The 21,346-nt window shown below is 61.4% G+C and carries 21 protein-coding genes, 1 other RNA gene and 1 riboswitch; of the genes, 6 read left to right on the top strand and 16 right to left on the bottom strand.

The annotated features are described in order from the left end of the window. Positions 1–6: 6 nt before the first annotated feature. The 4 genes from hisN (at position 7) to AYX22_RS13825 (ending at position 4,180) form a co-directional block, all read left to right on the top strand. Positions 7–819, top strand: coding sequence for a histidinol-phosphatase (gene hisN / locus AYX22_RS13810; protein WP_207593938.1), 813 nt, complete (start codon positions 7–9; stop codon positions 817–819). Positions 820–1,003: 184 nt separating this feature from the next. After that, positions 1,004–1,117, top strand: a riboswitch (SAM riboswitch). Between the two features lie 32 nt (positions 1,118–1,149). Next, positions 1,150–2,559 (top strand): aminotransferase class V-fold PLP-dependent enzyme, encoded by a 1,410-nt coding sequence (locus AYX22_RS13815; RefSeq protein WP_207593939.1) that lies wholly within the window; start codon positions 1,150–1,152, stop codon positions 2,557–2,559. A 73-nt stretch (positions 2,560–2,632) separates the two neighbouring features. After that, positions 2,633–3,457 carry a class I SAM-dependent methyltransferase gene (locus AYX22_RS13820; RefSeq protein WP_242703634.1) on the top strand — a complete coding sequence of 275 codons (825 nt, stop codon included), beginning with the start codon at positions 2,633–2,635 and terminating at the stop codon, positions 3,455–3,457. Positions 3,458–3,466: 9 nt separating this feature from the next. Then, on the top strand, positions 3,467–4,180 hold the full coding sequence (locus tag AYX22_RS13825; protein ID WP_207593941.1) for a metal-dependent transcriptional regulator: 714 nt from the start codon (positions 3,467–3,469) through the stop codon (positions 4,178–4,180). Between the two features lie 18 nt (positions 4,181–4,198). On the opposite strand, the gene AYX22_RS13830 is transcribed toward AYX22_RS13825, so the two are convergent. Beyond that, positions 4,199–5,647 carry an MFS transporter gene (locus AYX22_RS13830; RefSeq protein WP_207593942.1) on the bottom strand — a complete coding sequence of 483 codons (1,449 nt, stop codon included), beginning with the start codon at positions 5,645–5,647 and terminating at the stop codon, positions 4,199–4,201. Positions 5,648–5,729: 82 nt separating this feature from the next. Here AYX22_RS13830 and AYX22_RS13835 point away from each other — a divergent pair, with 82 nt between their 5' ends. After that, positions 5,730–6,059 (top strand): hypothetical protein, encoded by a 330-nt coding sequence (locus AYX22_RS13835; RefSeq protein WP_207597592.1) that lies wholly within the window; start codon positions 5,730–5,732, stop codon positions 6,057–6,059. Between the two features lie 7 nt (positions 6,060–6,066). Here AYX22_RS13835 and AYX22_RS13840 read toward each other — a convergent pair whose 3' ends face one another. From AYX22_RS13840 to istA, 12 genes are all read right to left on the bottom strand, one after another. Beyond that, positions 6,067–7,050 (bottom strand): trypsin-like peptidase domain-containing protein, encoded by a 984-nt coding sequence (locus AYX22_RS13840; RefSeq protein WP_207593943.1) that lies wholly within the window; start codon positions 7,048–7,050, stop codon positions 6,067–6,069. A gap of 173 nt (positions 7,051–7,223) precedes the next feature. Beyond that, positions 7,224–7,592, bottom strand: a transfer-messenger RNA (tmRNA) gene (ssrA, locus tag AYX22_RS13845). Between the two features lie 112 nt (positions 7,593–7,704). Further along, a complete protein-coding gene (smpB, locus tag AYX22_RS13850) occupies positions 7,705–8,175 on the bottom strand; it encodes an SsrA-binding protein SmpB (RefSeq protein WP_017198498.1) in 471 nt (156 codons plus the stop codon). 77 nt (positions 8,176–8,252) lie between these two features. After that, entirely contained in the window at positions 8,253–9,668 is a 1,416-nt protein-coding gene (locus AYX22_RS13855) for a M23 family metallopeptidase (protein ID WP_089595581.1), read from the bottom strand. A 55-nt stretch (positions 9,669–9,723) separates the two neighbouring features. Next, complete coding sequence (gene ftsX / locus AYX22_RS13860; RefSeq protein ID WP_207593944.1) at positions 9,724–10,638, bottom strand: permease-like cell division protein FtsX; 915 nt, start codon at positions 10,636–10,638, stop codon at positions 9,724–9,726. After that, the gene (gene ftsE, locus AYX22_RS13865) at positions 10,635–11,399 is read right to left on the bottom strand and encodes a cell division ATP-binding protein FtsE (protein ID WP_017198501.1); all 765 of its coding nucleotides are present in this window, start codon (positions 11,397–11,399) and stop codon (positions 10,635–10,637) included. Before ftsE ends, ftsX begins: the two co-directional genes overlap by 4 nt. Positions 11,400–11,589: 190 nt before the next feature. Next, on the bottom strand, positions 11,590–12,708 hold the full coding sequence (gene prfB / locus AYX22_RS13870) for a peptide chain release factor 2 (RefSeq protein WP_207593945.1): 1,119 nt from the start codon (positions 12,706–12,708) through the stop codon (positions 11,590–11,592). A 76-nt stretch (positions 12,709–12,784) separates the two neighbouring features. Continuing rightward, positions 12,785–13,237 (bottom strand): pilus assembly protein TadG-related protein, encoded by a 453-nt coding sequence (locus tag AYX22_RS13875; RefSeq protein ID WP_337339729.1) that lies wholly within the window; start codon positions 13,235–13,237, stop codon positions 12,785–12,787. Further along, complete coding sequence (locus tag AYX22_RS13880; protein WP_207593946.1) at positions 13,234–13,824, bottom strand: hypothetical protein; 591 nt, start codon at positions 13,822–13,824, stop codon at positions 13,234–13,236. The genes AYX22_RS13875 and AYX22_RS13880 overlap by 4 nt, the downstream gene beginning before the upstream one ends. Continuing rightward, positions 13,811–14,194, bottom strand: a complete 384-nt coding sequence (locus tag AYX22_RS13885; protein WP_207597594.1) for a TadE/TadG family type IV pilus assembly protein — start codon at positions 14,192–14,194, stop codon at positions 13,811–13,813. Before AYX22_RS13885 ends, AYX22_RS13880 begins: the two co-directional genes overlap by 14 nt. A gap of 445 nt (positions 14,195–14,639) precedes the next feature. After that, a complete protein-coding gene (gene istB / locus AYX22_RS13895) occupies positions 14,640–15,428 on the bottom strand; it encodes an IS21-like element helper ATPase IstB (protein ID WP_071416162.1) in 789 nt (262 codons plus the stop codon). Further along, positions 15,425–16,978: an IS21 family transposase gene (gene istA / locus AYX22_RS13900; protein WP_071416161.1), complete on the bottom strand. Its 1,554-nt coding sequence runs from the start codon at positions 16,976–16,978 to the stop codon at positions 15,425–15,427. Before istA ends, istB begins: the two co-directional genes overlap by 4 nt. A 112-nt stretch (positions 16,979–17,090) precedes the next feature. Between istA and AYX22_RS13905 the strand changes: the two genes are divergently transcribed. After that, on the top strand, positions 17,091–18,491 hold the full coding sequence (locus AYX22_RS13905; RefSeq protein ID WP_207593947.1) for a hypothetical protein: 1,401 nt from the start codon (positions 17,091–17,093) through the stop codon (positions 18,489–18,491). A 23-nt stretch (positions 18,492–18,514) separates the two neighbouring features. Here the strand turns inward: AYX22_RS13905 and AYX22_RS13910 are convergent, their stop codons facing one another. The 3 genes from AYX22_RS13910 to AYX22_RS13920 form a co-directional block, all read right to left on the bottom strand. Beyond that, a complete protein-coding gene (locus tag AYX22_RS13910) occupies positions 18,515–19,867 on the bottom strand; it encodes a recombinase family protein (protein ID WP_207593948.1) in 1,353 nt (450 codons plus the stop codon). Between the two features lie 125 nt (positions 19,868–19,992). Next, positions 19,993–20,337, bottom strand: coding sequence for a hypothetical protein (locus AYX22_RS13915; protein WP_242703636.1), 345 nt, complete (start codon positions 20,335–20,337; stop codon positions 19,993–19,995). Positions 20,338–20,428: 91 nt separating this feature from the next. Continuing rightward, positions 20,429–21,289, bottom strand: coding sequence for a hypothetical protein (locus tag AYX22_RS13920; protein WP_207593950.1), 861 nt, complete (start codon positions 21,287–21,289; stop codon positions 20,429–20,431). Positions 21,290–21,346 lie beyond the last annotated feature (57 nt).

A 21,346-nucleotide genomic window follows, 5' to 3' on the forward strand; every position in this document is an offset into this window, starting at 1 on the left:
GGTGGCATGACCCATCCCGTTTCCACCTACAACGATGACCTGCGCCTTGCCCACGTCCTCGCTGACTCAGTCGATGCCCAGACCATGGACCGCTTCAAGGCCCTGGACCTGAAGATCGAAACCAAGCCAGACCTCACACCTGTCACTGACGCCGACAAAGCAGCGGAGGAAGCCATCCGGGGTCAGCTCTCCCGGTCCCGCCCCCGGGATGCTGTCCTTGGCGAGGAGTTTGGCAGCAGCGGACACGGCTCACGGCGTTGGATCATTGATCCCATCGACGGGACCAAGAACTTTGTCCGGGGCGTACCGGTGTGGGCAACATTGATCGCATTGGTTGATGAGGGTGAACCCGTGGTTGGCGTCGTCAGTGCACCCGCCTTGGGAAAACGCTGGTGGGCTGCCAAGGACATGGGCGCCTACATGGGCCGGTCCCTTGCCGCGGCCACCCGTTTGAAGGTCTCCAACGTTTCCCGCCTGTCCGATGCCTCCTTGTCCTACTCAAGCCTGTCCGGGTGGAAGGACCGCGGAAACCTGGATGAGTTCCTGGGGCTCACAGAGGATGTATGGCGAACCCGGGCCTACGGCGATTTTTGGTCATACTGCCTGGTGGCCGAGGGTGCAGTGGACATCGCGTGCGAGCCTGAGCTGAACCTGTACGACATGGCAGCCCTCGTCCCGATCGTTACGGAGGCCGGTGGCCGTTTCACCTCCCTGGAAGGCGACGACGGTCCGTTCGGCGGCAACGCGCTGGCCACCAACTCCATCCTTCACTCGGAAGTCCTCAAGCGGCTCAACCCGGGCCTGGACGACCTGCTCTAGGCAGGTTCGTTTCAGGGCACGCACGCTGCTTTTCACCGAATATTCGACGGCGGACGCCTCCTTTTGGAGGCGTTCGCCGTTTTTTCTTCGCCAGATCGGCGATTTACAACCCGGCGTAACAAAGTGCTTAACAAAGCGAAGTGACTTTGGAGGGGCCACTGGAGGTGCCCTAACCTTTTTTACAGGTCACGAGTGCCAGCGCTAAACCCCGGTTTGCTGGCCGGCAACCCTCCATTCGCGGCGGGGTGCCCCGGGTGACGACCCGGCCGGTCCGGAACGGATGCGGCAAGCGCGGATCCCCCTCCGGGGATCCCTCTTGAGTGAGGTCCCATGAGCACAGTTACGTTCGACTCAAACATCATTCCGTCTTTCGCCGGTGAAACCCCGTCTCAGGCAGCTCCCGCTGCACGGCCACTCGCCGCCGTCACTGGCGCTGAGCTGCAGGCACCGCTGATCCAGGGCGGCCACGTCCGCTATGCGAATCTGGACTACGGCGCATCGGCTCCGGCCCTGACCATCGTCTCGGCCTACCTCAACGAGGTCCTTCCTTACTACGCCAGCGTTCACCGCGGCGCGGGTTTTGCGTCCCAGATCAGCACCTCGGTCTATGAGAATTCGCGCAGTATTGTCCGTGAGTTCGTCGGCGGGCGTCCCGACGATTCCGTGATTTTCACGCGAAACACCACAGACTCCCTGAATCTCCTGGCAGGCTGCCTTCCGCAGATTGACGGCCGTTTCTCCGGGGAAGTCCTTTATCTGGACATCGAACACCACGCCAACCTTCTTCCTTGGCAGGGTGTCCCGCACCGCAGCGTCGTAGCGGCCTCCACGTTGACCGCCACGGTGGACAAGCTCCGCGATGAATTGGCCCAAGGCGGGGTCAGCCTGCTCGCCGTCACTGGCGCCTCCAACGTGACAGGTGAAATCCTGCCGATCGCAGAACTCGCTGCACTGGCGCACGAATACGGTGCCAGGATCGTCGTGGATGCCGCCCAATTGGCACCCCACCGCCGGATCAACATCACGGAGGACGACGTTGACTACGTGGTGTTCTCCGGTCACAAGCTGTATGCCCCCTTCGGCGCAGGCGTCGTAGTGGGCCGCCCGGACTGGCTCGACGCCGGGATCCCCCACCTGGCTGGTGGCGGCGCCGTCCGTGAAGCCCGCCTCGACTCGGTGAGCTGGGCAACGGGCCCTGCCCGCCACGAAGGCGGCTCCCCCAATGTCCTGGGTGCCGCAACCCTCGCCCGGGCCACCCAGGTCCTCGCCGGGCTGGACCAGGAGGCGTGGCACGCCCATGAAGCCGCCATCCGCAGGTACCTGGTGGATGGCTTGGAGGCCATCGACGGCGTGACCGTGCACCAGATCTTCACTGACTCAGATGACACCATCGGTGTGGTCAACTTCTCCGTGGAAGGATTCGACGCCGGACTGGTGGCGGCGTATCTGGCCGCCGAGCACGGAGTTGGCCTCCGGGATGGACGCTTCTGCGCCCACCCACTGCTCAAGCGACTCGGACTTCCCTCAGGCTCCTTGCGTGCCAGCTTTGGCGTCGGCTCCCGGTTGGAGGACGCCACGAGGCTGCTCGCAGGCATCGAGGGGCTTAAGCGCAACGGGTTGGGCTGGGACTATGTGGTGGACGAGGGCCGCTGGGTACCTGCCAACGACCACCGGATCTACCCGGAATGGGCGCCCAACACGCCCGGCACTGCAGGCGCTGCTCCTTGCACTGTTGACTAAACGCGCTTTACCGCGGCTGCGGTAAATTCGTAGGGTATCTTTTGGCGACCCTGTGAAGGAGTTTTTGGTGGCATTGCCCTCTCCGGCCGCCTCCAGCGGACGGCCCGGCGTTCCCGGACCCGCCGGACCGCGTGGTCCCAAGCTCCACGCTGACCGTCGGAACGAGTTCGGCCAGAGCTTCCAGGACGGTGGCGAGCACTACGACCGAGTGCGGCCCGGTTATCCCCGGGAGTCCGTCGAATGGCTTGTTCCCCAGGGGGCCACGACTGCTGCGGATCTCGGAGCGGGTACTGGCAAGTTCACGGCCCTCCTCGTGGAGCGCGGACTGGACGTTGCCGCCGTCGACCCTTCCACCGACATGCTGGAGCAGCTGCGCAAGTCCCAGCCGCACGTCACCGCGCTGGAGGGAACAGCTGAAGCAACAGGACTGACGGACTCAGCATTCGACGTCGTCAGTGTTGCCCAGGCCTGGCATTGGTGCGACCCACTGGCCGCGAGCACCGAGATAGCCCGTATCCTCCGGCCGCACGGGACCTTGGGACTGGTCTGGAACCAGCTGGATACCGACGTGCCCTGGGTTCATCGGCTCTCGCGCATCATGCATGCCGGAGACGTCCACAAGCCAGGTTTCCGTCCACTGATCGGCCCGGAATTTTCCGGCGCGGAAAGCCACTTCACCCGCTGGTCGGATGCCTTGACGCCCGAAGACATCATGGAGCTGACCAAATCGCGGAGCTATTATCTCCGCGCCAACGACGCCACCAGGGCGAAAGTCATGGGCAACCTGGAGTGGTACCTCTACGAGCATCTGGGGCACGCACCGGGAGACAGCGTTCCACTGCCGTACGTGACGCAGACTTGGCGGGCGTTCAAGATACGCGCTGCGCGGCCACGGTAGGCTTGAGGTGTGAAGACCAGTACGCCCTCCTCCTCGATTGAGGACTACGTCAAGGTCATCTACTCGTACACAGAGTGGCAAGACAAGCCGATAACGTCCTCCCAGCTTGCCCAGCGCCTGGGTGTGGCTAATTCCTCCGTGTCTGAAATGGTCCGCAAGCTCAAGGACCAGGGACTGGTGGACCACCAGCCCTACAGCGCCATTCGCCTGACACCGGCGGGCATGCGCCTGGCATTGGCCATGGTGCGCCGGCATCGCCTCATTGAGACCTATCTGGTGGAAGAACTCGGGTACAGCTGGGATGAGGTCCACGATGAAGCTGAGATGCTGGAGCATGCAGTGTCAGATACCTTCATCGAGCGAATGTCCGACAAACTTGGCCACCCCGTCAGGGACCCGCACGGTGATCCGATCCCTTCGGCGGATGGCTCCGTTGAACTGCCGCACGCCTACCGCATGATTGAACTGGACCAAGGCCACTCCGGCCGTATCACCAGGATCAGCGACGAAAACCCGGATCTCCTCAGATACCTGGCAGCGGAAGAGATCACCCTCGACGCCCCGGTTGAAGTGGTCGGCCGCAAACCGTTCGGCGGAGCACTGGTGGTGCGGATTGGGAGCGGCACCTCAGGCCGCGAGTTCGATCTCGCCGACGAAGTCACGTCCGCACTCTGGGTCCAGAGCGCTGAAGCCCACGAGGGCTGCGTCCTTCCCGCCCGCTGACCCAACCCCGGCGGGAGCTCAGCCGGGATGCCCGGCCGCCCCGCCGTCGTCGGACGCTGCATCAGGTTGCCCGTCAGCGGCAATCGCCGCCCCCTTGGGCGGATTTCTTATCCCGACGGCGGAAGCTACTGCCCCGGTCAGGAACAGTGCCGCTGTGACCAACAGGGCGTTGTACAAACCATCGCGGCTGAAGATCGGCCCCACGATCAGTCCCGCGAAGGCAATGGTGATCAAGCCGGCAATGCGGGCAACGGCGTTGTTGACCGCCGAACCAATTCCGGCCTCCTCGGGCGGGACAGCACCAAGAATGGCGGCTGTCAGGGGCGCCACCAAGGTAGCCAATCCCACTCCGAAAACAATCTGGCCCGGCAGTACCTGTGTCCAATAATTCAACGGCTCCTGGACCGACAACGACATCAGGAAGCCCACACCACACAGCAGCGGACCCACGGTCATGAACCATCGGGGCCCGTACTTCCCTGCCAAGCCACCAAAATACGAGGCACACAGCATGAGGATGACGGTGCCAGGCAGCAGGGCGATGCCCGCCATAGTGGCAGCCATCCCCCCAACTTGCTGAAGATAGATGCCCAAAACAAAGAACCCCAGGGAAATTCCACCGTAAATGGCCAGCGTTGCCAGGTTGCCCCACCCAAAGTTGCGGATCGCGAAGAGCCTGAGTGGCAGCATGGGCTCGGCAGTCCTTGCCTCATGGAGCAGGAAAAGCACCATGGCTGCGATGCCGGCCACCAGAGGCAACCACACCTGCACGCTCCCCCAGCCCATGCGGCTCTGTTCGATGAACGCAAACACCGGGCCACCGAGGCCCACCATGGCCAGGACGGCTCCGAGGTAGTCAATATGTTTGCTCTGGTCCCTCGCGGCGTCGGATGCCCGGAGACCTGCGAGCATGGGCCAAATGGCAACGGCGGGAATGACATTGATGAAGAAGATGACCCGCCAGGAAAGCAGGTCCACCGCCATGCCGCCAATCACCGGACCCACGATGGCCGCAGCGCTGGTCCAGCCGGACCACTGGCCGATTGCTTTGGATTGGGCCGGACCGGTGAACGAGGTAATAATCATGGCCAGCGAACTGGGGACCAGGAGGGCCCCTGCAATACCCTGCAGTGCCCGCGACACCACCAGGACTTCGCCGGACCACGCCAGCCCACACAAGACCGAGGTCACCGCGAAACCCGCCAGGCCCCATTCGAGGATTCGCGCCCTGCCAAAATGGTCGGACAACGAGCCGGCCACCAGGATCAACGCACCCAAGGTCAGCAGGTACGCGTCTACTACCCATTGTTGGATGACCAGGCCGCCACCGAGCTCCCTGCCGATGGCAGGCAGTGCGAGATTGACCACAAAACCATCGAGGATGGCGATGAACGACGCCACGATCGCCACCACCAGCACGCGTTTCTGTAGCGGAGTACTCGGCAGAAGCGCGGCAGCGTCAGTCATGAGCACAGCCTACGCCCGTGAAGTCCCGTATCGTTGAGTGGTGATCAGCAGACGTGATGCCGCATTGGCCCTTGATATTTCGATGGAAATGGCACAGCGCCACGGTATTCCGTCCAGGCTTTCCGAAGCCGAACTCCGCGACATGCAAGACAATCCCCCCGCTTGGTTGGTGCAGTCGCGCGCCAACCGTACCGGCAAACGCCCCGTCTGGGTCCATCTGACCTGTGCCGTGTGCGGCTATTCCGAGGCCATTAGGCCCAAAAAGTGGTGGCCGGACTTTTCCTTCGTCTATTGCGGTAGCCACCGGAGCAGTGACCTTCCCAAGCTCTTCCTCGGGGAAGTACGCAGCGAATACGAGGGGGTCGGCAGCCGCTTCGTGGGCGTCGTCGATGTTCCGGAGAGCAAGGCCTAGCCTCCGTTCACGGCTGGACCATCTCGGAGGGCACCGCAAGAATCTGCACTGGTTTCCCCTCCCGCAGCACGGTCAGGGGGAAGGGTTGGCCAATGGCCTCTTCGAACAACAACTTCTGCAGGCTCTCGGCACTGGACACAGCCCGTCCCTGGGCGCGGAGCACGATGTCCCCGGGTTGAAGTCCGGACAGCTCCGCTGGAGACTGTGCAATCACCTCTACCACCCGCAAGCCTTCCTTCTGCCCCGTCCGTACAACGGCACTGGCATCCAGGGGAATTGGCGTGCTCACCAAGCCCAAATACGCACGGTGCACCCGGCCATCCCTCAGCAGGGACGCGATAATGCGCTGAGTGGTGGTGTTGATGGGCACGGCCAAACCCAGGCCCAATCCTGCTACCGCGGTGTTGATGCCCACGATGCGGCCGCGGGTATCGGCCAAGGCTCCGCCGGAATTCCCCGGATTCAGGGCAGCGTCGGTTTGGATCACATCCTCGATGACCCGCTGGTGTTCGCCCGCCCTGACGGGAATGGACCTGCCCAACCCACTGACGACGCCCGCAGTCACCGAGCCGGCCAGACCCAGCGGGTTTCCCACGGCGATCACCAACTGGCCCACCTTCAGGATTTCGGCATTGCCCAGCACTGCCGGAGGCGGCGTGGACTTCACGCCACGGACCACGGCGAGATCGGATAAAGGATCCGCGCCCACCAACTCCACGTCCGTGTGTCTCCCGTCGGCGAACACAGCCCGGCCGGACCGGATACCAGCCACTACATGGGCGTTCGTCAGCATGTATCCATCCCCGGTGAAGACCACGGCCGAGCCACTGCCCTTGCGGATCTGGCCCCTCCGGCCGGTGCTGGTCATCTCGATGGCGGCGACGTGGGGTGTCACAGATTCCGCAACCCGGACCACGATCTCCGAGTACGCATCCATTGCCTGCTCGTCGTCGTCAGGGTCTTGCAGTTCGAAGTCCGGTTCAGTGCTCATCACATGCCTCCTGCCACCGCTCCGCCGTGGTTCGGCGCTTATCCAGTTCAACCGCCGGCCCTTGGCTGATAGTCCTGCGGACAGTACGCCGTGGGTGAACGTGGAAGTGTCCTGCCTTGGTGCGTTCGGGCATGGAAAAACCCCCGGATCACGATGATCCGAGGGCTTTCCGTGGGTGGAGATGGGGGGAATTGAACCCCCGTCCGATGTCGTTTTGTCAGGGCTTCTCCGGGCGCAGTTCGCGTCGGATTTTCTCGGCCCCAGCCATCCTGCGAACAGGTGGCTGATCCGGGCCCAGTCATCTAAAAGTCCCGTTTACCTCAATGACGAAGGCAAACAGCAGTGGCTATCTAAATGACGCCAGGAACCGGGGCGATAGCAACCCCGGGCTGACGGACTGTCTTACTGCTTAGGCAGCGAGAGCGAAGTCAGTGCGCTTAGATTCGGCACTTATTGGTTTGCAGACAGCGTTTACGAGATAATTCTGCATCCTCGGCCCGCTTCACCTGTCGCGACTAACATCGTCGAAACCGATCATCCCCGTATTTTGTTACCAAACCCGACTGGAACATCGACCTTGTCGAATTCCCTTCGGACTACTCATCATAACGCATGCATCCGGTGGAACATTCCACGGGTGCGGTGGGCGTGGCGCTACCGGCGGTTGCGCTCCCGCAACTCACGCAGCGATTCGCGCTTGTCCTGCTGCTCACGCAGCGTTTGGCGCTTGTCATAATCCTTCTTGCCTCGGGCAATGGCGATTTCCACCTTGGCGCGGCCATCCAGGAAGTACAACTGGAGCGGCACCACGGTGAAGCCGGACTCGCGGATCTTCTGCGAGATTTTGTCCAGTTCATCGCGATGAAGCAAGAGCTTACGACGCCGGCGCGCGGCGTGGTTGGTCCAGCTCCCTTGGTGATACTCAGGGATATGGATACCTTCCATCCACAACTCGTCGTTGTAGAAGGTGCAGAAGCCGTCCACCATGGAGGCATGGCCTTCACGAAGGGACTTCACTTCTGTTCCCATGAGGGCGATGCCGGCCTCATAGGTGTCCAGGACATGGTAGTTATGCCGGGCCTTCCGATTGGTGGCCACTACCTTACGGCCACTTTCCTTGGGCACGGTAGAACTCCTTGTTAGATGCGGATTTCAACTAGTGTACGCCAGTGCCGGGGGCCTCCCGAGCACTGCCCCACACACTAGAGGAGGTTCATGGGATCCACAGCGGAACCGTTCAACCACGTTTCGAAGTGCGCATGGCAACCGGTCGAGTTACCGGTGCTTCCCGAGTAGGCGATCAGTTGGCCGGCAGAAACGCGTTGGCCGTTCGACACCACAATGCTGCTGTTGTGGTAGTAGATGGTGGTCAGCGAATTGCCCTGGACTACGCCATGGGACAGCTTCACACGCCATCCACCGCCGTCGGCTGAGTTCCATCCTGAGTTGAAGACCTCGCCTGCAGCCGCCGCGTAGACCGGAGTGCCACATGCCGCGCCAAAGTCGATGCCGGTGTGCATGTAGCCACCCGTACCGTAGAAGTCGATGGTACCCGGGGGCGTTGCGCGCCAGCCGAATCCGGAGGTGATGGGAACATAACTGGCAAAGGGGTGACGCAGTCCGAAGGCGGACGGCGATCCTGCTGCCGGTGGAACGTACGGCTGCTCTGGTGGGGCCGGACGGCCTTGGGCCGCTGCTGCGGCTGCGGCCGCTGCGGCAGCCTCTTCAGCAAGACGGCGCTGCTCCGCTTCCCAGGCTTCCCTGAGTTTCCGGTCGCGCTCTACGATTTCAGCGGCCACGGTGTTCTGCTCAGCCTTGACGCGGGCCAGATTGGCTTCGATACCCGGTTTGGCAGCCTGAAGCTGCCCATTCAGGCGCGTGGTGTCTTCAATGAGCTTGTCGACTTCGGCTTTCTTGTTCGCAGCCTCGTCCCTTGCCGATTTCTCCCGGTCAAGCGCAGCGTCTGCTTTTGCTTTGAGATCTTGGATCTCTTCTTCGACGGCTACCAGCCGTGCCTGGGAATTCACGTTCGTGGCGTTCTGCTGGGTCAGCTTGGTCATGGCGGCGTTCTGGCTGCGCATGGCCTGGTCAGCCAAGTCCATGGACTCGGTCAGGTTGCCGGACTCACTGGACCCGAACAGAAGGGCGATGTTGGTGGGAACACCACCGGACTTGTAAGCCTGGGAGGCGATCTGACCGATCAGTTTCTTGGTATCAGTGATCTTCTGTTTATCACTTTCCAACTGCTCGGTGATCTTGGCCTTGTTTTGCTGGGCAAGTTCAACCCTGGCCGCCAGAGCTTCAACTTCCTTGACCGCACTCGCCACCCGGCCCTGCGCCTCAAGCAGCGCCTGCTGGGCTCCGGGAAGGCGGCCCTGGTAGATCACCAGGTCGCCGGCAGCCTTGGCGATGTTGGCATCGACAAACTCCAGGGATGCCTGAACCCTGGCGGCTTCAGCTTCAAGTGCGGCCTGCTGGTCTTCAAGGTTGTCGGCCTGGGCAGCGGGCGCGCCCGACAGGAGGCTGACAGCCAGACCCACAGCAAGCACGGCACCCATGATCCGAGCATTGCCCGACGCAAAGCGCCGGCGCAGGGAGATCGGGTCCAACGCGGTCATCAGGAGTCCTTTTCGGTTGTCAGCATGAAGGGTGATCGGGCTTGGGCGGTCATCGCTAGACCTTCAAATACTTGCGGAGGGTCAAAAGCGAGGATATCCCAGCCAAACCCGCACCCAAGGCAATCAGCACGGGCGCGATCACCAGCACCTGGGTGGAGGAAATAAAGGGGGTGTTGAGGAACTGTGTCGACAGCTCACCATTAAGCCAGAAGTGCGCCATCAACCAGAGCGTGACCGAGGCTAGGACTGCCCCCACAACGGCAGCGATAACACCCTCCAGGATGAACGGGAGTTGGATGACTGTTTTGGATGCTCCTACGAGCCGCATGATCCCGGTTTCCCGGCGTCGGCTGAAGGCAGAAAGCCGGATGGTGGTGGTAATGAGAAGCACTGCGCAGAAGATCATGACCACGGCTACGCCCATCGCAGCAACCGACGCACCGTTCATCCAGGAGAAGATGCGCTCCAAAACCTGCCGCTGGTCGCTGACCGTCTCGACTCCCGGCTGGGAGGAGAACGTCTCGCTGATGATCTGGTACTTTTCCGGGTTCTTCATGTTGATCCGGAAGGAAGCCGGCAGCTGGTCCTCGGACACCGAATCCACAATCGGTGAATTGGAGAACTGTTCCTTAAAGTGCGTGTAAGCCTCAGCCTGGGATTCGAACTGGAAATCGTTGATGTATTGCTTGACCGCCGGCGACTCAAGCATGGCCTGCAGGTTTTCCTGCTGCTCCTGGGTGGCCGGACCCGAAGCGCAGCCCACCGCCGTCGAACCGTCGTTGCAAAGGAAGACCGCCACCTGGACTTTGTCGTACCAGTAGCCCTTCATCTGGTTGATCTGCATCTGCAGCATGCCGGCCGCACCGACGAATGTCAGGGAAACGAACGTTACCAGGACCACTGAAATGACCATGGAAAGGTTCCGGCGCAAGCCACTGCCGATTTCCCCCAGGATGAACAGGAGCCTCACAGCTGCGCCCCCTGTGCACGGTTGAGTTCCTCGCCGCTGGCATCCCGCAGGCGGCGCGATTCGCCAACCACCGGAATCATCGAGGTGTAGAGCGCCTTGGCTTCGTCCCGAATAACCTTGCCGTTCTTGAGCTCCACCACCCGGCGGCGCATTTCATTGACGATGTCGTCGTCGTGGGTTGCCATGACTACTGTGGTGCCGTTCTGGTTGATCTTGTCCAGGACTCCCATGATTCCCATCGAGGTGATGGGGTCCAGGTTGCCGGTCGGTTCGTCAGCCAGCAGGATGCCGGGACGGTTTACGACGGCGCGGGCGATGGCCACACGTTGCTGCTCGCCACCTGAAAGTTCGTGGGGCATGCGCCGCTCCTTGCCCTCCAGGCCAACAGTCTTCAGGACCTCAGGAACGGTTTCGCGGATTATTGAACGGCTCTTGCCAATCACCTGCATCGCGAAGGCAACGTTGGCGAAGACATTCTTCTGCGGGAGCAGGCGGAAGTCCTGGAACACCACGCCGATGCCGCGACGAAGCTTGGGTACACGCCAGCTCGAAATGTTGGCAACGTTCTGCCCGGCAACATACACAGACCCGGACGAGGCTTTGTCTTCCTTCAGGATCAAGCGAAGAAAAGTGGACTTGCCTGAGCCCGAAGCACCTACGAGGAAGGTGAATTCGCCGCGGTTGATCTCAAGGCTGACAGAGTCGAGCGCCGGTCGGGCATTCTGCTCGTAGACCTTGGTGACATTCTCAAATCTGATCATGGCCCTTTAGAACCCCGCCGGACATGACATAGTCGCCCAGTCCAACAGCCGGAGCGCGGGCTTTCGATGGGGGAAGTGAGAGCACCGGCCACTCGACTATACGCACGGGCAGCCCGGATTTACCGGGCTTTGGAGGGTGTGTCGCGGAATCCAGAGCGTTGGCGCGAACCGGACTCCGCCCTTCTCCGTCCTAGCCGGCTGCCGCGTTGCGGTTGCCTGTACGCCAACGGATGCCGGCGTCAATGAAGTCATCGATGTCGCCGTCCAGGACTGCTGAGGTGTTGCCTACTTCATGTTCCGTTCGCAGATCTTTGACCATCTGGTACGGGTTGAGGACGTAGGAGCGCATCTGGTCACCCCAGGACGCCTTGACGTCTCCGGCCAAGGCCTTCTTTTCCGCGTCCTCCTGTTCCTTCTTGACCAGCAGCAATCGGGACTGAAGCACGCGCATGGCAGCGGCACGGTTCTGAAGCTGTGACTTTTCGTTCTGCATCGAGACCACAATGCCCGTGGGGATGTGAGTCAACCGCACTGCCGAGTCGGTGGTGTTGACCGACTGGCCTCCGGGCCCCGAGGAACGGAAGACGTCAACACGAATTTCGTTATCCGGAATTTCGATGGAGTCCGTCTGTTCGATCAACGGAATAACTTCCACTGCCGCAAAGGACGTCTGTCGGCGGCCTTGGTTGTCGAAGGGGCTGATGCGGACCAACCGGTGTGTTCCTGCTTCGACGCTCAACGTGCCGAACGCGTACGGCGCCTTGACCTCAAACGTGGCGGATTTCAGTCCCGCCTCCTCGGCATAGGACGTATCCATCACGGTGGTGGGGTACCCGTGGCGTTCTGCCCAGCGCAGGTACATCCGCATCAGCATCTCGGCGAAATCTGCCGCGTCAACTCCACCGGCACCCGCACGGATGGTAACCACCGCTTCGCGTTCGTCGTACTCGCCTGCCAACAGCGTGGTGATTTCGAGTTCCGCCAGAGCCTTGCGAATGGACGCCAACTCCTTGGCAGCCTCCGCCATGGAGTCTTCGTCGCCCTCGTCCTGGCCGAGTTCCACCAGGACTTCAAGGTCGTCGATCCGGGAGTCCAGCTTGGAAAGACGCTCAACTTCGGACTGCCGGTGTGACAACCGCGAAGTTATCACCTGGGCAGAAGCCGGGTCATCCCAAAGGTCCGGGGCTCCGGCTTGCTCGCTCAGTTCAGCGATCTCAGCCTTTAGTGCATCAACATCGGTAACGTTCTCGATGGAGCTGTAAGTTGCGCGAAGTGCGCGGATTTCTGCGGGAAAATCTATCTCAGCCATGGTCCTCCCAGCGTACGCTATCCATCACGCTCCCCCGACGGCTCCGTTCTTTCCTGCCGGACCATGACCCGGACCGTTACTGCGTTAAAGATGAGCGGGCGACCGATCGGGCCTCAACCAGGATCCCGTCCGGCAGGAGGAAGCTGATGACCGGAGGATGGGCCACAGCGGTAAGGACCACTACGGCTGTGCCGCCGGGCTCGCTGCCAGTGCCGGCCGCCAGGGCAAGGCGGTCATGATGGGAAGAGGCGCCAGTGCCGGAGAGGTAGGAGGCTGCCCCGGACCGCACGCGCTCATCCACCAACGACGGTTCAGGGCGGCTCCCGGCCCCTATATCCCCCACCATGAAGGAGTCGGCAGCGGCAAGCGCTGCTCCGTCCGCCAGCGACAACAGTTTCTTGTGCTCCAAATAGACCGCCGAGACGGCCATGACCACTGTTGCCAGAAGGAGCGCAAGCACAACGAAGCCAATAATGAGAACGGCGATCTGGCCGTCTTCGCGGGTTTTTCCGTTGAGCAGCGTCGTCACAGGAAGCGCCCCACTGCTTGAGTGGCCGATGCACTCAACCTGGCGGCACTCAAGCCCACTGTGTCTCCAAAGGGCATCAGGGGCAAGGGAACATCGAGGGTGACCGTCACCGTCACCTTTGCTCCAGCCGACAGACAGTCCGCTCTGTCACACGACACCTCAACCCTGGCGTTGTCCGGGGTATGCCCGTAGTCCCCCAGGGCAAGGAAGACTGCCCGTTCCGCCGCCGCCCCGGCATCGGCAAGCTCATCCCGCGCCACAAACACCTTCGCGGCTTGGTCGGCGGCCCCGACCACCGCAAAAGACCCCCCTTGGATCTGTCCCACCGTCACCACGAAATAGACCACGGGAACCATGAGCAGTACAGCCAGGAACGTAAATTCCACTACGGCACTTCCCTGTTCGCCCCCAAGCGCCCCCGCGCCTGGCCCGAACCTCCTGGCGGGCACCCCGACTCGATCCCCGGCGGGCACCCCAAGGGAACCGTCAGCGGGCACCCCGGCCGGCCCGGCAGAGAGGCATAGTGCCTGGTGCATCCTTTGCCTGAAGGCTTTGAGCAGGTTCAGGCGTGGCTCAGTGTGCTGCATGACCCTTCACCTCCAGCAAGCCACGGGGACCAACCAGCCCGACAACCGGCAAGGGCGCCGTCACCGTCACCTCCAAGGTGCGGGCTCCGTCCACCATGACGTCGCTGCAAACGATGTCCCCGGAAAAGTCACTGTTCAAGGCGGAGCGAATCAACTCCGCGGTCCGTGCCCGTGCATCTGCCGGTGTCCGATCCGCCAAGGCCCCGTAACGCGCACCGGAGGCCGCGGCATCAATCAGGGTGTTGCGGACGTGCAACACCAAGGTGAGCTGGATGATCGCCATGAAGAACAGCGTCAACAGCGCGCCGACCAAGACAAAGTCGACAACGGCGGACCCGCACTCATCGGAGGCGTTCCGCCGTTGCTTTATCCGAAGCCCTGGAACAACGGCGGTGTCCGGCCGCACTCCTACTGGCCCACTTTCTCAATCGCCTGATCGAACAAGCCCTCCAAAGCAGGAGCAGCCAGGGCAAGAAGGCCAGCGACCAGGACAGCCGACATCAGTGTGAGTAGACCCTGTTCTCCCCCACTTCGATGAGATGTAGCTTGCAGGTCCAGAAGAACGACAAGATTCGCATATGATCCACCAATGAGCGACTTGACTGGAAGTATTACCCCACTCGTTTTCAACACTGGGGACACCATTACCATTCGTGTTAACAACGTTCCGGACGGAGTAAGCGTGTCAATGGCCAGTTGTTTCTGCCCATGGACGGCCACTAAAAGTGCCCGCTGGTGGCCAGTAAAACTGCCCGGTGATGGCCAACAGATCTGCCCACTGATTGGTTCGGCGGGATTGGCCATCGTGGGGTTGATCAGTTCAGTCGGGTTACTCCTTTCCCGGCGAGGGCCTGGGTGAGGCGGACGGAATCGCCGCTGGTCTGACAGACGTGGGCGTGGTGCAGCAGCCGGTCAACGGTGGCGGTTGCGAGGGTTTTGGGCATGAGCTCGTCGAATCCGGCGGGGTGGAGGTTGGAGCTGATCGCGATGGACCGTTTTTCGTAGGCTGCGTCCACGACCCGGTAGAGACCTTCGGCGGCGTCCGTGGCCACCGGCAACAGGCCAATATCGTCAATGACCACGAGCTCCGCGCGGAGAATCCTGGCCACGGCCCGGGTGACGCTGTCGTCGGTTCGGTGGGCGCGGATCAGGACGCCGAGGTCTTCGAGCCTGAACCAGGCGACCCGCATTCCGGCTTCAACGGCCTGCTGGCCGAGGGCTTCGAGGAAGAACGTCTTCCCGGTCCCGGAGGGCCCGCAGACGACGAGGTTTTCCCTGCGGGTGATCCATTCCAGGGTCCGGAGGGCCTGCTGGGTCGGGGCAGGGATGGAGGACGCTGCAGGGTCCCACGCCTCGAAGGTCTTCCCGGTCGGGAAGCCTGCTGCTTTGCGGCGGGAAGCGAGCATGGACCGGGCCCGACCGGCGGCTTCCTCGGTGAAGAGTGCTTTGATGACCTCGGTTGGTTCCCACCGCTGGGCGCGGGCGGTCGCGATCAGGTCCGGTGCCAGTGCACGGGCGTGGGGCATTTTCAGGGACCGCATAAGGGCTTCCAGGTCCGCCGGCAACGGCGGAGCGGCGGTGTTGGCTGTGGTGACGGGGCTCATCGGGCCTCCTCCGGCGTGATTTTGGTCGTGGTGTTGGTTGTGGTGTTCAGGGTCGGGTTGCCGATCGCGGCCCACGCGCCGGTTCCCTGAGTCAGGGAGGTGGCTTCGTTGGCCGCGTGGGTGGTCGTGCGGCGGATGTTGGCGTTCAGGATCGAGGCGAGGTCCTGGTGCGCGAACCGGCCATGTAGTGCGGCGTCGCCCAGGGCCCGGTCGACCTGGTCGGTGCCGGCGATTTTGGCCAGCGTGACGGCTTCTGCCATTTTCACGTTGATCCGTGCGGTCCCGGCCGCGGCGGCCTCCATCAGCCAGGTCCTGGCGCCTTCGCCGATGGCCAGGAACGCTGCCTCGTCCGCGCTGCGGGCCCTGACCTCGTAATCGCCGGGGACCCTGGTCCGGGTTCCCGGGAAGTGTTCGTCGTTGATGGCGGGACTGCCGGGCCGGGCCCGATCATGGCGGGCGACTTCGACGGGCCCTGCAGTGCCGTGGTGGACGATGATGACCTGCTCGCCGGGCCCGGTCCCGTGGGTGCGGACGAACACCCGGGCTCCGAGCAGGTGGGCCGGGACGGAGTACTGGGCGTTTTCGAAGGTGACCATTGGGGTGTTCTCCGGAACCATGCGGGCGAGTCCGAAGGCGACCGTGTGGGCGGTGTCCGGGATACGGTGCAGCCGCGGGGCTTCCTCGGCGAGCATGGCTGCGGGTTTGCGCCGCGTCGTCCGGTGCTCACGGTGATTGACCTCGTCCATGAACGCCGTGCAGGCGGCCTCGAGCTCGGCGAAGGTGGCGTATTCGTCGCGGAGGTTGGTGTCTTTGGGCACGAGGTCGGCCTTGGCGAGCTTCACGGACGCTTCCACCCCGCCTTTGGTGGCCGGGTCCGCGGGCTGGCAGGTCAGCACGGTCACCCCGTAGTGCCGGGCGAAGTCCAGGGTCTGCTGGTTCCGCACCGGGACCCCGGCAACGTGGGAGGTGGTCACGGTCTTCTCGTTGTCCGTGAGGACATAGGTCGGTGCTCCGCCGAGGATCCGGAAGCACCGGTCCAGGGCCGCGAACACGCTCGGCGCCGTCCTGTCCTTGAGCGGGATCACGATGCGGAAGCGTGAGAACGCCAGCCACGCCACGAACAGGATCGTCTTCACCCCGCCGATCCGTGGCCCGTCGCCGAAGTCGTACTGCAACCACATCCCAGGTTCAGTGATCCACGGCCGATGGACGCGGGTGTGGCCCAGCCGCCACGCGTCCTTGACCTGCGCAATCGCCCGGCGGGTGGAGCGCTCCGAACCCGCATAGCCCAGAGCGAGGAGCTTCTCGTGGGCCTTGTCAGCGCGGATCCGGCCCTTGGAGGCTTCCACCCATTCTTCGATCTTGGGCAGGAACGGGTCGGTGACCCGGCCCCGTGCCGTCGGTTCCCCGATCGGCCGGCCTGCGTCCCGGGCGGTCACGTGTTTGGCAACAGTGTGGTGCGAGCAGCCCGTGAGCTCCGCAGTGGCGCGCAACGATCCGGTCAGGTCGTAGGCAGCAAGAATTTCCATGATTTCTCCGTCAGACTTCATACAGGGCCTCTTCCTGGTTCGCTTGGTGCGCTTAGACACCGTCATCAAACCCCAGGGAGAGGCTCCCACCGCTTAAGACGCGGTCGGTTCAGTAAGGAAGTGGGCAGATCTCATGGCCACCATCGGGCAGTTTTACTGGCCGTCAGTGGGCACTTTCGTGGCCGCCTATGGGCAGTTTTTCATGGCCGCTAACATAAGCGAACCGCAAGTACAACTTGACTACTACAACGAATATGAGAAGTCGTTCTGGATGCAGCTTGGTCTGACCCAAAACAGTTTTGGCGTCTGGGAGGCGACCGTAGAAGCATCTGAAACGGCCTGGGAGTCGGCCGTTTTCGTGTCGGCGGTGGTCACACCCGAGGCCAGGCTGGCTCTGCCAGTTGTCACGTACAGCATTTGCAACCCAAGTGACGCTCTCGGTGAGACGGTTGATGCCGTCCATGAGAGATTTACGTCAATCTTCAAAAAGCAGAGAGAACGCTATCGGACTCACTTGGGTGATCCGACAGGACAAGCCAAAGCGATATACAGAGCCGCCTTCATAATTGAGGACCTACTCATCACGACGCCGCTTGCGTTGCCAGGCATACAAATCATAGGGCTCCCCTTCCGACCACAAGGCCTTGACGCCGGAGAACTTGCCACGAAAGTCGCCATGCAGCTGAAATGGAACGCACACGTAAAGCAGCCAGATTGGTCACAGCATTATGCCAACAACCACCCGGCTGCCGTAATAGTTTGCGACAAGGTCTATGCGACCGACCTCAAAGAGGCCATTGCGCTCAGCACGATCGCTAGAGACGAGACATTGGCTCTCTTGGCGCTTATGCGCGGTGCAGCAGGTAAGCCAGGCGTGGCGATTTTACAGAAGCTCGAAAATGACAAAGCCGTTGAAACGAAGTTCTCATTTGGCGGAGGTGGATATGGCGGTAACCTATTCGGCGGCCCGTTCTCTGGCGAGTCTCAGGAGGGTCTACTTGTCGAGCACTTGGCGCTAAAACACGACCCACTACTCAAGCTCTGCGTCGACCTCTACGAGGAAGCGCTCGCGGAGACGTCAGTCGACTCCCAATATTTTCGCTTGTGGTCGGTGCTTGAGACCCTTGCCCTTAATAGGGTGCCGGAAGGACAACCGGTGACACGTTTAGACGGATCACCGTGGTCTCAAGATCCACGAAATGGAACGACCTCCGCAGCAGCTCCACGTGTTTACGAACTCATCGCGAACAACATATTTCGCACACCCGTCGCAATTAATGAGCCAAGCGTTACATCCCCGGCGACGGACCTGCACGATGCGGTAACGAAGTGGTATGCGCGCCGGAACGCTACCGCTCACTACGGGAAGTTCGTTGCCGATGACGCCGTGCAGCAGAGAAAAGGGTGGTACCAGCGCGCTCTCGCAACAACCTCTTCCGATTCGGGTATGGACCAATGGATGTGGACGTTCAAAGGGATGGTCGAGATGGTACTCAAAGCCGAAATGAACCGGCTAGGCCGAAGTCTCCTGTGATCTGAACCGCGAAGAGCTGCGACTCACCATCGCGGATGCACTGTCACGTGGGCTCGTGGACGTCCCGGCGCAACTTCAATGTGGGTGATGAGGCGGGACAGTAGATCCCGTTTCGCGTCGATGGGAATGATTTCCCAGTTCTCCAAGAGATCTGGGATCAATGATGCTGGCGGCCGGGAGGCCACGACTCGGGATTCCCTAATCGAAATCTCAAGGGCGTCACGCTGGACCAGCATCTTATCCCTCAGGCGACGGTAAGTTTCCTCCGGGATAGTGCCGTCCAGCATCTTGTTGGTGAGTTGGTCAAGGCGCGTGCCCAGCTTAACCAATTGCTTCTTGAAGTGCTCGACAGCGTCGATGGCTTTGGCTTCTTGCTCCTGGGCCCGGGAGGCAAGATCGGCTTCAGCTTCGACGTTGGCAGCCACTCCTTCGAGCCATACAAGCACGTCAGTTTCAACAGTGCTGGTCATGACATAGCCGCCCGTGTGCTTCCGCTTGTTGCCGACCGCCCCACATTTGTACTTGGGACTCTTGCTGCTGCCGTACAGTCCGGCGTGCATGGTCGCTCCGCAGGTGCACCTGATCATTCCCGAGAAGAGGTACTGGGAACGTTCGCTTCGGCGATGGACCCGCCGGGTTTCCCGCCGCGCCTGGTACTCGTTCCATTCTTCCTCAGTGATCAGTGGTTCATGGGCACCTGGTATTCGCTCACCATGGTGGGTGATGTACCCTGCGCCAAAACCTTGATCCATGATCCTTCTGACAGTCCGATCGGACCAAAGGCCGTCGCTGGAGACGCCGTAGCCAGAGACGGGCCGTGTGGGTCCGTCATTGAGCCATTTCACGAGTGAGTAGACGGATTGTCCGGAGAGGTATCGCCGGTATAGGTCCGCCAAGACCGGCCCAGTGACGGGATCCGGGCTGAAGCCATCCTCTTTGGAGTACTGATACCCGAAGCGGGGTTTGCCGTTCGCGGGAATGCCGGCCTTCACCCGTCGGGCGTGGGACTCCTTCCACTGCTCCCCCATACGTTCCGACTCGAACGCGGCCAGCTCGGCGAGCATGCCCCTGGCGAACCTGCCCGACGATGTCGTGGTGTCCATAGGCTCCGTGGCGGACTCCATGCGACCGCCGATGCCCTCGACTCGATCAACAGCTATGGCCCAGTCTTTGCGATTCCTGGACACACGACTAATCTTCCAGACCACTAGCACGTCAGCTGCGCCGGCCTCGATCATGCCAATGGCTCGCTCCACTTGCCGGCGCTTCCAAAACCGCCCGGTCATATCCAAATCAGTGATCGTTTCCACGATCTCGTAACCGCTGCGCTCGCAGTGCTGTTCGATAGAGGCCATTTGCAGCTCGGGGCTGATCATCCCGTCACGCTCTTTGGACACGCGGATGTAGGCGACAGCCCGAGAGTGCGTTGTAGGTACAGATTTGAGGTGTGCCCGACTTACGTTCATTGCTCGTGCTTTCTGGAATGGAGGGTTGGTCTGTTTCAGAGTTGCTGGAGTTCAACAGCGAGGATAATTGCCCAATCCTCCGGTGCGAGATTATTGAAGCGATCTTTGAGCACGTCTTCGGTCACCCATAGCTCGTCCGCAAGTTCGGCGAACGAGCGTGACCAGCGGAGCCCTCTGACGAGCTGATCCAGGGCAACGAGCCGGCGAGCGGTTTCAGCGCAGACTTCAGATTCAACCGCGAGGGGCTGGCAGCCGATGTGACGGCGCTCTAAGTGGACCAGCTCGTGGGTAAGGGCACAGCGCCGTTCTACTTGGTCCAATGATTTGTCGAGCCAGATAGTGCTGGTGCCGTCCGTTCTTCCGGGTGCACCGTCAGGCATGGCCACCCACGAGAGGCGAACATGCGTAAGAGCTCTAAGGATCCCCCATGGATGAAACACAGTTGGGGACATTACAAGCTGGCTATGACACTCAATCTAATTGAAGACCTGAAGTGACCTGTCCATACGAGTTTGTTACGAGATCCCGCTGACCATCGCTGCCACGATTGATGAAGGACGACAGTGAGAGCTGCTGCTCGAATGAACCCACATGAGCAACTTCAGCAAGTCTGTCCAGCAAACCCCGCGCCGCCTTCCGCTGATACGCAGTGCGAGGAACAAGATGCTCAATCACAATGAGGCGAGAGTCCATAGGCCAGCGATCTTCGCTGAGGCCAGTAAACGCGAAGTACGCGTGCTCTGCGGGCCGCTTCAAGTCCTGTACACCCCGACCTCCGGCAGCCTGAACAAGGACTTCCCGCTCGGATGTCTCAATGATGGCTGTAAATTTCTGCTTGTTACCGAATCGGTCAGAAACAGTGCTTTCGGCTTTGATGTCAAAGCCTCCCTCATCCTTCAGCCAGCTACTGAGCTTTGAGGCGAACGTTCGACGGGAGCCATCACTAAGCAGGCGAACGCTGTCCAGCGCCAGGCACACATCAGCAATGCGACCAATGAGGTCGGCAGCGGAGGCCATCGGGCCGGTCGCGTATATCCGATCCGAGAATTCCAACACACCAAAATCCTGAACGATGTCATCCCATAGCGTCTTGGCTCGACTACTAAGGTCGTCGGCAGCGTAGAGAGTGCGGCGGGAGTGAGTTAGTCCGCCGTCACTAACCGCCAGCCGGGTTACGTCAGGCTGCGGCCGGACGTAGACCTCAACTGGGTCGCCATCCGAATAATAACGACCTGTTGAGACAACCAAAGTGTTGGAGTCGAACATCCGAGAGCATCCGAACTCCGCCCGCAGGCTATCCAAGGCTGGTTTGAGAATCGTGCAATCCGTCACGGTATCTCCTCTCCGTCTGGAAGCTTTACGAACTCGGGGATGTCAATTGATGGTTTT

It is taken from the genome of Arthrobacter sp. D5-1, from assembly GCF_017357425.1.
In the GTDB taxonomy this organism is placed as follows: domain Bacteria; phylum Actinomycetota; class Actinomycetes; order Actinomycetales; family Micrococcaceae; genus Arthrobacter.